Source organism: Mesorhizobium sp. M0676, from assembly GCF_040320535.1.
Lineage (GTDB): Bacteria > Pseudomonadota > Alphaproteobacteria > Rhizobiales > Rhizobiaceae > Mesorhizobium.
The window spans coordinates 17,443-30,843 of sequence record NZ_JAMYPU010000028.1 but is presented as its reverse complement, the minus strand read 5'-3'; the positions used below and the strand labels follow the sequence as shown (position 1 = coordinate 30,843).

Genomic DNA, 13,401 nt, shown 5'->3' with positions numbered 1-13,401 from the left:
GGGACGAGAGACTGGCGCCTTAGTCGGTACGGCAGTTGAGTTGGGGGGATTGGGCTATGGGGTTTTACGTTCGAAAATCGATCAGTGCGGGACCATTCCGCTTTAACTTTTCGTCCGGTGGGGTTGGCGCTTCCGTTGGCGTGAAGGGCCTCCGCATCGGCACTGGGCCAAGAGGTCACTACATCCACGCCGGCGTGGGTGGGCTCTACTATCGTGGCACTTTAGGCAAGGCCAGCGCGAAGAAGGTAGTTCAGCTCTCTCAGACCCCATCTGCGCCGCAACCCCGTCCACAATCCTCGCGCCCGGAATACGTCTCTGACGGCGTCGTGATGAGAGAAATCGAGTCCCGCGATGTGGTGGAAATGCGTGACGAGACATTCGCCAATGTGCTCGATGAAATCAATGCCAGGCAATCGCAGACGCGGCTGTCCGTAGCACTCGCGGTTTTGTTCGGGATTGCAGGTTTCCTTGTGGGGACCAAGCTCGGAGGTGCCGCACCGGTGCTGGGCATCGGTGCCTTTGTGCCGGGTATGCTCATTGGCAAATGGTTTGACAGTTACCGCCGGGTGAGCGTGCTCTATTACGATCTGGAAAAAGACGCGGAGGCCGCCTACGGGCGACTTGTCGGCGCGTTCGAAACTCTCACCGGCTGCGCAGGGAGATGGCATGTCGCTGCCGGCGGCAAGATAGAGGATCTGACTGCTTGGAAGCGAAATGCCGGGGCCAGCATGCTGGTCGACAAAAAGCCCACGACACTTACAAGCTCCTTGCCGAAGGTTGTACGCAGCAACGTTACTCCTCCTTCAATCCATGTGGGTCGGCAGGTGCTCTTCTTCATGCCTGACCTAGTGCTGGTGAAGGACGGAAACCGATACGGCGCAGTCGGATATGCCGATCTGCAGACCCAATTCGCCCCGAGTAATTTTATCGAGACCGGCAAAGTTCCATCTGATGCGGAGATCGTGAGCTACACCTGGGCTCACCCAAACAAAAACGGCGGGCCTGACAAGCGCTTCAAAGACAATCGGCAGATCCCTGTATGCCGCTACGAAGCGTTGCGGTTTTCTAGCCCGTCCGGACTTAACGAGCTGGTGGAATTTTCCAAGACAAACGTCAGCCAGCCCTTTTGCCGGGCTCTATCGGCACTCGCGCAATTGCATCGAAGCTCCGACCGCCAATTCATAACGCTAAATGCGCACACTAGGGAGTGATGGTTGGGGATGGGCTCAAAGCGTGAGCCCAGGTCAGCAAACGCCTTCGCACGGAATCCCGTCGCTATCTCGATCCAACTTGCTCCCCCATGAGCAGTTGGCGAGATACCAACGTGCTTCTTCGCAAGATGAAATCTGCGTGCACAAGCGGCGAGGTTGGCATGAGTAGCTCTGTGCTACTTGGCGACGGCTGACAAGCCCAAGGGGGCTTTTGGTTGGGCTCGCAGATTCGGCATGTTGTTCGCGCCAATCCCAAGGGTTGTCAAACGTCCCAATCCAGATTCCAACCTTTGCGGTTTCAGCATTAGTTTGCTGTTGCGCATAGGCGCCGTGGCTATAGCGGGGCCAGTCCAAGGCTTGGCCATGTTCGACCATCCAGGACGCGGCGCTGACACCGTCCGCGCGCCGACAATCACTGACGAAGCGACGGTACCGATCCCATGAAACAAATGTGCATTGGACAGGCTGCGAAGCCGCAAGGAAATTCGCCAATGCTTCGGCCGCCCGGCGCCCGCAGGGGTATTGATGTGCGCTAGCGTCATTGCAGTATTGGCGGCTTTCGGGTGCATCGATGCCGTTGAAGCGGACGCGCTGCCCGTGGATCTCTATCGTGTCTCCATCAATCACCGATGCTATGCCTACTATCGGCGCCCGTCTCGACCCGGCCGAGTTTGCTATGTCGAGACCACGTAACTGGTCACCCGAGCCTGTAAAATAGTGGGTCGCGTAAGCAGCCAAGGCCACCACGATCACCAGGATCAGAGGCAAGCGCACATCTGGAGAGAAACGTCTGCGGACGATTGGTTCAGCGCCGCGCCTTGGTCGCGCGCGGCGACGATGAGAATAGCGATTGTTATTCAATTTCCGATCCTTTGCGAAACGCAAGCTGCATGATTTGTAACGTGCCTCTGCACCATTCATAGGCGCCTTTTTCCTTGGCGCTGGTTTGCCTTGTAGTTCGGCGCTTTGAACACCATGGTGCCTTCGCAGATCAGCCCGAAGTCACGACTTTGTAGTTACCTTTTCCGTAAACACGACCATCTTTCCGCGCTGGAGCCTACAAGTTTTCTCGGAATGAAATTAGGAGGCCGATTCAAAAAGAAGTCGGCTTGTGCGCCAGTTGGTCGTGGCCGGTGAGGCGGATGCCAGAGCTGCCAACACCTCGTCCACACGTATGATGGCATTTTGTCTGAAAGGGAACCTCGAGATCAAGGTGGGGATGCGAAGTGTCCGGAACATTAAACAAACATCCGCAATTTTTCCACCAAGCCGCAGTGCTCACAATACTAAACGATTGAAGTGTTGGTGGCAGCCATTCGAGGTTGAAAAACCAGCATTTTATGTTGCGGACAGCCCTTGTCTAGGCTCTATGTGTCCAGCCTATCAGGGGGGTGTGAGTGTCGGAAGTTGAAAAATCGGTCTTCCAAAGCGATCTGCCTTTAAAGGAAAAGCTCGAGCGAGCCAGGATGGAATTGCTCGACCTTTCTGCTCGCAACCGACTTTTGAATGTGCCACGGTTTTCAAAGAGCGCGAAGACGATCGATATTGTCGACGAGAGGTCGTCTGAGATCTATCGATTGCTGGTGAGCGAAGGAAAGGCTTTTACCTTCCTGGCCGGCAAGCCGGATCGGCCGAAGGCAGGCCAGGTTGAAAGCAGCCCTCCAGACGAGGAAATCGACTATTCCCCCGTTGCTCTTGCTCAGCCTGAGGACGAAGGATTCGACGACAGAGGGGTATCTGCGCGACACTCTGACACCAAGCTTCAGACGAGGATGACCCCAACGGGGCTGCAGCGCCGGCTCCTTGATCTCTACCACGATGCCCGCACACTTGAGGAAGAGCAGGGCGTCAATATCCTCTTTCTGGCCCTTGGCATGCTGAAGTGGATTGACCCGAGCAACAAAGAAAACATCCGTCAGGCTCCTCTCATTTTGGTCCCGGTACGGCTGGAGCGAGGGGCCGCTGGAGAAAAGTTTCGGCTGCGAGCTCGTACGGAAGATCTTACCGCAAACCTCTCCTTGGAACTCTATCTCGACCGCATTCACAAGCTCGCCCTGCCGCGTTTTGAAGTAGGAGACGACTTCGACGTCTCGGCCTATCTCGAAGCCGTTGCCGAAGCAGTGTCGACCAAAGAGGGTTGGCAGGTTCTTGCCGATGATATGGTGCTCGGCTTCTTCTCGTTCGCTAAGTTCTTGATGTACCGTGACCTGGATCCGGATCTCTGGCCGGATGGCGCAAAGATTATCGAACAACCGAAGATCCGCTCGCTTCTTTCAGATGGTTTCGAAACACGCGAACCGCTGATGTCGGACGACATTGCGATTGATCCGCATATCGCGCCTGCCGAAATGTTGCATATCGTCGACAGTGACAGTTCTCAGACGCTGGCGATCCATGATGCAAGAAAGGGTCGCGACCTCGTTATCCAAGGTCCTCCCGGGACAGGAAAATCGCAGACGATCGCAAACATTATCGGGTCGGCCGTTGCCGATGGAAAGACCGTGTTGTTCGTTGCGGAAAAAATGGCCGCACTTGAGGTCGTAAAGCGACGGCTTGACACTGCGGGGGTGGGGGACGCCTGCCTTGAGCTCCATAGCAACAAGGCAAACAAGCGCATGATGCTGGAGGAGTTGCGGCGCACCTGGCAACTCGGATCGCCTCGCGGACAGCTTGCTTCTTCCCTTACTGAACGCCTGCTGGAGGCTAGGGATAAACTCAATGCACATGCTACAAGGATGCATGTTCCATTTGGAACGTCCGAACTCACTCCATACCAGGTTCTTGGCCAGCTAACCCGACTAAGGCAGAACGGGCAAAAGACAGTTGATATTGAACTTGAGGATGCCACCGCTTGGACGAATGACGGTGTCTCGCAACGTCGCAAACTTCTCGATGACGTGTCTCAGCGGATCAACGAGATCGGCTTGCCGATCCACCACCCATGGCGGGGAGTTGGCCTGGATGTCGTCCTACCAACGACCATTGAGAGGCTCGTCCCACGCATTGCGTCGTCGCTGGATCAAGCAAAGGCTCTGCACGCCAAACTGGCCGATATTGCTGAGCGGATCGAGGCGAAGCCTCCGCAAATCCTCAGCGACAGCGGCGAGGTAGAAGATCGCGCTGAGCTTCTCGCGTCCGCACCTGGACTTCCTGCCGAGGCGCTAGTCTCGCCGGTTTGGGATGAGCGTCCAAAGGACATTGCATCGCTTCTCTGGACAGGAACAGATTTCAACCGCAAATCCGAGGAACTGTCGGAGCAGTTGGTGGCGACGGCTATCGACACGCCAATTGAAGGTCTCGAGACAGAGCTTGCTAAGCTTCCTTCAGACTTTCCGAAAGATGGTTTCGTTCGTGCGCGCCAGCTAACCGTGTTGCTCCCGCGCTTAAGAGAAGAAGCTGAGCGGCTAAATCAAGAACTGGGGTCTACGGTTTTACCGGACACGCTTGCAGGACTCCTCAGGTTAGTGATGACCGGCGAGAGAGTTGCGGCAGCCCCCGATGCGAGCCCTGAGGCATTCGCAGCCACAGTTTGGGACTCCGGGCTGGAACAGGCTGGTGACCTTGCCGACAGCGTAGCAACGCTAGAGACTGCTAGAGCCGAGCTTCAGGGCAAAGTTGTTGATGCCGCGTGGAGTACCAACGTGGCCGCGGCGCGGCAAGCGCTCGCCGAGCACACGGGAATATTGAAAGCATTGAATGGCGACTACCGTCGTGCCACTGCACTTGTGCGGACTATTTTGGTGGCCCCTAGCGCGCCTGCGGCGGAGATAGTGGGTCTCCTCGACATTCTAATGAAGGGCCAAGCGGCCGCAGCAAAAGTGCGCGAAGGCGACGCCTTTGGCGGTTCCGCCTTCGGAGCCGATTGGCGCGGTGAGAGATCGTCTTCGGCACCACTCCAGGCCCTAGTGGAGTGGATGCGCACGCTGAGGGGACTTGGCTCGGAACCGCGAATTATAGCCGGGCGGATGGCGGAGCGCTCTGAAGCGGGCGCGCGTGCGGTCCGAGTTCGTAAGGTGATCGACATCGGTCAGCCGATTATCGAGGGGTTTTGGAACGATTTAGGCCACCTTGCGTCATCCCTGCAAGGTGACGTGGCTTCCGCCGAGCGGGCCTCGCTGCAAATGATGGAAGCGAAGGCAAGCACTGTAGCTCAAGCCGATGACGCGTCACGACAGGTTCTGACTGACGTTCCAGATCTGATCAGTGAGCGGGTGGAGATACTACGCCGACTAGGCAGACTACAAGCGCTTGATCAAGAGATCGAGGACGGGGAAAGCCTTGGCAAGTTCGCATTCGGCTCGTCGTGGCTCGGTCGAGGATCCGATTGGGCCGCTCTCGCGCAAGCCGAACTTTGGCTGAGAGAAAATGGCTCAATCCGGCATTTGGCTGCGCGGTTGCCTGAAAGAAAAGAGATCGCAAACTTGGCGCGTTCAGCGCGTGAAGCGGCCCAAGCGGCAGCGCGGGAATTGAAGGCGCTTGCAGGGGATTTGAAAGCCGATGCTCCCTCCTTGTTTGGAGTAGACGATTTTCCAGACGTCGCGATAGTCGAGGTTGTTTCTCGACTGGGAGGGGTGGCTTGATCATCAGGAACAGCTCTCAAAATGGGTTGCCTATGGAGAGCGATCCGAAACAGCCCGAAAGGCTGGACTGGGACAGTTGATAGACGGCCTGGCCGACGGCCAGATTACAACAGGATCGGCGCGATCAGTCTTCGATATGGCCTACTACGAACGAATGTTTCTAGCGATGGCGACCGATGAGCCGGAGCTGGCAAGGTTCGACGGGGAATTGCATTCCAGGGCTGTACGTGACTTCGCGGATCTGGACCGACAGAGGATCAAGGCCGGTGCGATCGAAGTTGTGACGGCTCATCACCGAAAAATTCCTTCAAGAGACGGCGGAGCTGGACCAGTCGGACTGCTTCGTTCTGAGATGGCGCGCAGACGGGGCCACATGCCTATCCGGCAGTTGATGCAGAAGGCAGGGCCTGCCATCCAGGCACTCAAGCCAGTGTTCATGATGAGCCCGCTTTCGGTGGCCCAATTCCTGTCGCCCGGCAGGATGTCCTTCGATCTTCTTGTGATGGACGAGGCGTCTCAGATACAGCCTGTGGACGCGCTCGGCTCGATCGCCAGGGCCAATCAGGTGGTCGTTGTTGGCGACGAACGCCAACTGCCACCCACGACATTCTTCGCCAAGGTGACAGGCTCGCAGTCTGAAGATGACGAGGGTGAGGGCGCGCAGGTCGCCGACATCGAAAGCATCCTCGGCCTGTTCACGGCCCGCGGCTTGCCGCAGCGTATGCTCCGCTGGCACTACCGTAGCCGTCACCAATCTCTGATCGCTGTATCGAACACCCAGTTCTACGAGAACCGGCTTTTCATCGTGCCAAGCCCCTATACCCAAGAGGCAGGCATGGGGTTGCGGTTTCATCATGTGCCAGAGGGGGTCTTCGATTCCGGTGGCACAGGAACCAATCCGGTAGAGGCGAGAGCAGTAGCCGAAGCGATCATCCGTCATGCGAAGGTGAACCCGCGAGAGACTCTAGGCGTTGCAACATTTTCGGTTAGCCAACGCCGCGCGATCCAGGATGAACTCGAAGGGCTGCGGCGACTAAATCCCGATACGGAGGAGTTCTTTCACGCGCACCCCAGCGAGCCATTCTTCGTCAAGAGCCTTGAAAATGTTCAAGGCGATGAGCGCGACGTGATCATGATCTCAGTGGGGTATGCCAAGAATGCGCAGGGGTACATGGCCATGCGTTTCGGCCCTCTTGGTGCGGAAGGCGGCGAGCGTCGGCTCAACGTCCTCATAAGCCGCGCCAAGCGCAGCTGCGAAGTATTCGCGTCCATCACAGACGAGGACATAGACCTGGAGCGTGGCAAAGGGAAAGGCATCTTCGCCTTCAAGCTCTTCTTGCACTACGCGAGAACAGGGCGAATTTCGCTTGCCCAGGCCACGGTTCGCGAAATGGATTCAATCTTTGAAGAGCAGGTAGCCAACGCGCTGATCGGAAAGGGTTACCAGGTTCATGCTCAGGTTGGCATTGCAGGCTTCTTCATCGATCTCGCGGTTGCTGATCCGGAGAGGCCAGGCCGCTATATTCTTGGCATCGAATGTGATGGCGCAGAATATCATTCATCGCGCTCGGCCCGAGATCGAGACCGGCTACGGCAGTCTGTTCTGGAAGACCATGGTTGGATAATCCATCGCATCTGGAACGCTGACTGGTTTCAGAGGCCACGCGAGCAGCTGGAGCGAACCATATTAGCGATTGAGGCTGCGAGAAAAGAGCTCGATGAGCGGGCCGAATTGGGGGTCCAGAGAAATCGTGCTGTAGCCGTGCAGGTTGTTACGGTCGACAGAGGCAACGTGACGGAAATCGGTCTCGAAAGCACAAAGGGATCCGAGATACCCAATCGAGCCTACGAAGAGGCCGAACTAAACCGACCGGGATCGTTCGAACTCCACGAGACGCCCAGCGGAATCATGGCCGGACTGGTCGAGCAGGTGGTGGCTATAGAAACACCAATCCATGTCGACGAAATAGTTTCGCGTATTCGGGGCGCGTGGGGTCTGCAGCGGGCCGGTGGCAGGATTCAGGATGCAATCGAGCGAGGGGTAGGCCTAGCGCAGAGAGGTGGTGCAGTAGCCCGTCGAGGCAGCTTCTGCTTCAAGCCAGGTGCTCCTGTTCGTCTCAGGGATCGCAGCGGCGTCGTGTCCGCTGGATTGCGCAAGCCCGAAATGATTGCGCAGGACGAAGTCGCCCAAGGCGCCATGGAAGTCGTGAAATCCAACCTCGGTGCGACGGAGGAAGAAATCGCAATAACCGTTGCGAGAATGCTGGGCTTCAAAGTCACAAGTGCACAATTGCGGCAGTTGATTTCAGCTGGGGTCGCCGATTTGATTGCCAAGGGCTTGCTGCGGCCCCAAGACGGTTTGTTGGTGGCCGGCGAGTCCGCGAGCGAGGCATTAGCTGAAGTGTGACCGGGCATTGTAGAGCCCTCGTTGCAATCTCTGTTGAAGCTCGGAACACCTCTTTTGCTGGCGGAGGCCGAATGGCATTTCGATTCGTACACACGGCCGATATTCATCTCGACTCGCCGCTGCGTTCGCTCGCGATGCGTAATCCCGATCTTGCCGGGCTCGTGGGCGACGCCAGCCGCCAGGCATTCGTTTCGATAGTGGATCTCTGCCTAGAGGAACGCGTGGATGCGTTGGTAATAGCCGGCGACCTATACGATGGTGATCAAACCTCGATGAAGACGGCGCGGTTCCTGGCAGCGCAGATGACACGCCTGCACCAGGCCGGCATCAGGGTTTTCAAGATCCGCGGCAATCATGACGCCCTGTCGCGGATTTCCAAACAGCTGGTGTTTCCTGACACCGTGACCATTTTTGGCGGTCGTGCTCAGTCGGTATTGCAGACAGCCGGCGGTGTGGACGTCGTTTTCCATGGTTTGAGCTTTGCGAACCCTAAGGCGCCGGACAGCCTGCTGCCCAAATATCCGGCTGCTCGCGAAGGAGCCGTCAATATTGGCATCATGCATACCAGTCTGGCCGGATCGCCCGGTCACGACGTTTACGCGCCCTGCAGCATCGCTGACCTGCACGCCCACGGTTTCGACTATTGGGGGCTTGGCCACATTCATCTTCGCCAAGTCCATTCCGGCGCAAGCACGGTGGTGATGCCGGGAATACCGCAGGGGAGGGATATCAACGAGGCCGGCGAGAAATCAGTCACCCTTGTGACGGTGCGAGACGACCGTTCGGTGCAGATCGAGGAAAGGCTGACCAGCGTTGCGCAGTTCGAAAGGGTCAGCGTCGACCTTACGGGAGCAGTGGAGTGGTCCGAGGCCGTCGCGCGTGTTCGAAACGCACTCGAAGAGATGCGGGCCGCCGTCCGGTCGCGTCATGCTGTGGCCCGCGTTGGCCTAACAGGAACATCACCATTGTTATGGGCGCTGATCCGCGACAGAGATCTCCTTCTTGCCGAAGCCGAACAGGCTGCGGAACAGCTAGGCCATACGTGGGTGGAGAAGCTCGAGCTTGACCTCGCTCCACCTCGGGCGGAGACGGCCGAGGATATTGCTGATCCGATTTTCGAACTCGAGCAATCCATGCGCGCCGATGCCACCTCGGATGCCTTCCGCGCCGAGGCGAGGGCGTTCGTCCAAAGGATGGTCGCCGACCTTCCGGCCGACGGACGGGATTTTGCTGGGAAGGACGAAGCCGGGCTGGAACGGTTCCTCGATCAGGTGCTTTCCAAGGGCGCAGACTTGGTGACTTCCCGCCTTAAGTCCGGTGGAGCGTCATGAGGCTGCAGCGCCTTGACCTCATTCGCTATGGAAAGTTCACCGATGGTACGATCGACTTCGGACCCAAACCGGAATCCGGACCTGATCTGCATATCATGTTTGGCCTGAATGAGGCCGGCAAATCGACAGCGCTTTCCGCCTATCTAGATTTGCTGTTCGGCATCGAGGAACGGAGCCGCTACAACTTCCTGCATGAGTACAGCGCCATGCGCATCGGTGGGGTTCTGGAACTGGCCGGCTCCGAGCACACGTTCACGCGTACGAAACAGCGTACTAATTCGCTATTGAACGCGACGGGCCAATCGATGAGCGAGGTGGCGATCACGGCGCATCTCGCCGGACTGTCGCGTGACGCTTACACGACTATGTTTTCACTCGATGACGAGACGCTGGAAGCCGGCGGAAAATCGATCCTGGAATCGCGGGGCGACCTCGGCAAGCTCCTCTTCACGGCCAGCGCCGGTCTTCGGAACGCAAGCGATACGTTGAACGCCCTCGAGGCCGAAGCAGACGCGCTGTATCGGAAGCAGGCGCATGGCACCGAACTGGCGCTGCTGAAGAAGCGCCTTGTTGACGTGAAGTCGCGCAGGGATGCGATCGACACACTTGCATCGACCTATGAGGGGCTGGAGGCCGAACGTCTCGATGCATCGCAGCAGTACGGCCGAACCATCAGCGATCGGGCGGTGCTGGTGGCCAGGCTGGATACCATTGCTCGTCACGTACGTGCTGCGCCGATGCTGGCGGATATGCGCCGCAAGATTGCCCGGCTGGATCAGCTGCCGGACATCACCTCCCCAGCCCGGACATGGACGGGAAGTGTCACCGAACTAATCGATGACGATGCCAGCCTCAGAACGCGACTGTCCGCAAACATCGATGAGGTCGAGCGGCTGTCGGCAAAAGTCACTGCGGTCGACGAGGACGAACGGATCCTGTCGATTTCCGAACGCATTCGCAGCCTGGCGGAGGGCAAGGTGCGCCATACCGCGGCTGGCTTTGACTTGCCCACTCGCAGGATGGGGCTGCAAATCCTCAACAACACCGTGGCAAGCTGCCTTGCCGCCTTGGGCCGGTCTTCCGAGCCGGATCCTGCCGCACTGCTTCTGCCTGCCGTCACAGTTGGCGTCGTTCGCGCTATGGTCGAGCAGAGGTCCGGTATTGCTACGGGCGCGCGCGCCGCCCGCGACGAGGCGGCGGCAGCACTCGATGCGTTGCAGGTGGCAAGGCAGCGGGTCGGCGAGGAAAGGGCGGTGCCCGAACCCGCCAGGGCAAGGCTGGGCTCGGCTTTGTCGAAAGCGCGAGCAAGCGGACACAAGGCAGAGATCAAGACGGCTCGCGAGGCGGGAGATGCGGGAACAATCCGATGGAAGGCATCGCTGGCTCGCTTGCGTCCATGGAACGGAGATGCCCTCGCTCTCGTCAACGTTGCGGTTCCGAGCGCCGGGCAGATTGCCGCCTGGAAGACAGTAGCGTCAGTACTGGCAAGGAACACCGCGGTACTTGCCGAACGCCTCGCCGAATACGAGGGCCACCATGCAATGCTCGCCGCACGATTGGATGCCCTTCGAGCCTCGGTCGACGTTGTCGACGATGAAGCGGCTGCCGCCATCCGCCGTCTCCGCGATGATGCGTGGGCAACGCACCGCGCAGTGTTGACTGGTGACACCGCTGACGATTTCGCCGTGGCACTGACGCGCGATGACGTTGCCAGCGCAGGCCGGCTGGCCGGCGCGGCGGATCTGGCCGAGATCCGGGCAATGACGCGTGCCCTGGCCGAGGCCACGGCCAACCTGTCACGAAACGGCATCCAAAGCCAACAGCTCGTCAAGGATGCGGATACCCAATTGTTGGAAATCCGTGTGGCCGCCAGCGACCTCCTCGGAGAAGCCCTGGAACCTTCGTCTGAGCGCCTGATCGAAAGGATCGAGGATCAGATCGAGGCGCGCAGCGATGCGCTCGCTGCCTGGGAGCAGATCGAACTTGCTCGCTTGAAAGCCGAGCGAGCCGCTGACGCAGGCGAGCAGATACACTTGGAAATGAGAGCGGCGCTGGAAAGTGTCGGCATAGTATCAGAGCCCGGCGACACCCTCGAAGCAATCATGGCCATCGCGGAGCTGTTTCTGGACCGGCAGCGCAAGGTGGACGCCGAGTATGCCGAGGCGCTCAGGATGGTGAGTTCCAAAGAAGAGAATCTAGCTGCCCGACGGGTTGCGGTAGGGGTGGCGGAGCGTCGCGAGGAGGAATGGCTGGCCGGCATTACCGAAGCGCTCAAGGGAACGTGGCTCGAAAGCGGTCTGTCCGCGTCAGGCGTTGGCGCTGTGCTCGATCAATTGGCCGAACTGTCAAGAAGCCTGCAGGAACGGGAGGATCTGCAGCTGCGTATCGACAAGATGGAGGCCGACAGGGCCAATTTTCTGGTCGAGGTCATCGCCGTTGCGGTCGAAGCCGACGAGCCGACGAAGGATGGCGAGCCGGAGCAGTTGGCCACCCGCCTTGCCGAGCGCCTGGAGCGTGCCGAGCGGACACGTGAAACGAAGGCAAGCCTCGGCAACGAGCTGAAGCGCCTCAAGGAGGCGCGCGAAATCCTCGACACCGAGATTTCGGCACACGAACGCCGCAAGAATGAAGTGCTGGGCGTCTTTGGCGTCGCCACTCTGTCCGAGGTAGTCGAACGCGACGAGCTGCTGCGTGAGCGCGATGGCTTGCGCACTACCGTCGCCGAACTTGAGGAGCGGATAGTGGCGGAACTCGCAGTCGATGGATTCGACCAGGCACGCTCGATCCTGGACGCGATCGATTTCGACAGCCTCGCGGTCGAGAAGGCTGAGGGCGAGCAGCGGCTTCGCCAGTTCGATGAAATCATCCAGCAACAGCTGATCCGACAGACCCGCGCGGCAGACAAGTTGGACGCCATCGGCGGTGACAGCGCGGTTGCCCGCCTGGATGCCGAACGGCGCACAACCCTGTTGGAAATCGAGGAGAAGGCCGTTCGCTACATTGAGCTGAAGCTTGGTATCATGTCGGCTGGAAATGCTTTGCGGATCTACCGTGAGAACCACCGTTCGGGGATGATGGCGCGTGCATCAGACGCATTCAAGCTAATGACCCGTGGGCAGTATTCAGGCCTTACAACCCAGCCCGTCAAAGGCGAGGAGGTTCTCATCGCGGTGCAGCGCGACGGGCAATCCAAGCTCGCTGAAGCGCTTTCGAAGGGCGCGCGCTTTCAGCTCTACCTAGCACTGAGGCTCGCCGGTTATTACGAGTTCGCCCAATTCCGGCCCTCGGTTCCCTTCATCGCCGACGACATCATGGAAACCTTTGACCATATTCGCTCGGAGGAAGTTTTTAGATTGTTTGGGGAGATGGCGAACACAGGTCAGGTCATCTATCTCACGCACCACAAGCACCTATGTGAAATCGCCAAGGCTGTTGTGCCACAATCTACCATTCACCAGCTGGATTAGGCCCGATTAGAATTCGCGTCAAAACGGTTCAACTAACCAACTCGTCTGACATAGGAACCTTCGATCGAATCCGTCATGACGTCCCATAGAGGCTGAGAAATGCCTATTTTGTTCTGCAATGTTGCGTGGATGAACGACTACGCCGGGCGGAGCGCGGATGCCCGCCTCTCGGTGGCGGGGCATTTCGAGTAAGCAGGGTTATTGCGCCGAAGAATGCAACTTTGTTGCAGCCAACGACGGGTACGTTTACGTCGCTTCGAGACGATTAAGGGCGAATTGGATCGGCAGGTGCGCCCACAATATGGGTTCAGTTCAAGGGGCGTAACCCGCCCAGCACTACAAGGATAAGATCAGGTCGTTCAGGGCTAGGACGCTCGCCGAAAATGCATTCGTGCTGCCCCGGAG

General features: G+C 58.5%; 6 protein-coding genes. 5 read left to right on the top strand and 1 reads right to left on the bottom strand.

Going from position 1 to position 13,401, the window contains the following annotated elements; translation table 11 throughout:
- The first annotated feature begins 56 nt into the window (after positions 1–56).
- Entirely contained in the window at positions 57–1,211 is a 1,155-nt protein-coding gene (locus NKI35_RS25170; RefSeq protein WP_352741727.1) for a DUF4236 domain-containing protein, read from the top strand.
- Positions 1,212–1,244: 33 nt separating this feature from the next.
- Here the strand turns inward: NKI35_RS25170 and NKI35_RS25165 are convergent, their stop codons facing one another.
- A complete protein-coding gene (locus NKI35_RS25165; protein WP_352741726.1) occupies positions 1,245–2,132 on the bottom strand; it encodes a thermonuclease family protein in 888 nt (295 codons plus the stop codon).
- Between the two features lie 476 nt (positions 2,133–2,608).
- On the opposite strand from NKI35_RS25165, the gene NKI35_RS25160 reads away from it, so the two are divergent.
- The 4 genes from NKI35_RS25160 to NKI35_RS25145 all read left to right on the top strand — a co-directional run bounded on the left by NKI35_RS25160 (position 2,609) and on the right by NKI35_RS25145 (position 12,996).
- The gene (locus NKI35_RS25160; protein WP_352741725.1) at positions 2,609–5,791 is read left to right on the top strand and encodes a DUF4011 domain-containing protein; all 3,183 of its coding nucleotides are present in this window, start codon (positions 2,609–2,611) and stop codon (positions 5,789–5,791) included.
- Complete coding sequence (locus NKI35_RS25155; protein ID WP_352741724.1) at positions 5,763–8,198, top strand: DUF3320 domain-containing protein; 2,436 nt, start codon at positions 5,763–5,765, stop codon at positions 8,196–8,198. The genes NKI35_RS25160 and NKI35_RS25155 overlap by 29 nt, the downstream gene beginning before the upstream one ends.
- Before the next feature lie 71 nt (positions 8,199–8,269).
- Positions 8,270–9,529: a metallophosphoesterase family protein gene (locus NKI35_RS25150; protein ID WP_023835175.1), complete on the top strand. Its 1,260-nt coding sequence runs from the start codon at positions 8,270–8,272 to the stop codon at positions 9,527–9,529.
- Entirely contained in the window at positions 9,526–12,996 is a 3,471-nt protein-coding gene (locus NKI35_RS25145) for an ATP-binding protein (protein ID WP_352741723.1), read from the top strand. Before NKI35_RS25150 ends, NKI35_RS25145 begins: the two co-directional genes overlap by 4 nt.
- Positions 12,997–13,401: the final 405 nt, after the last annotated feature.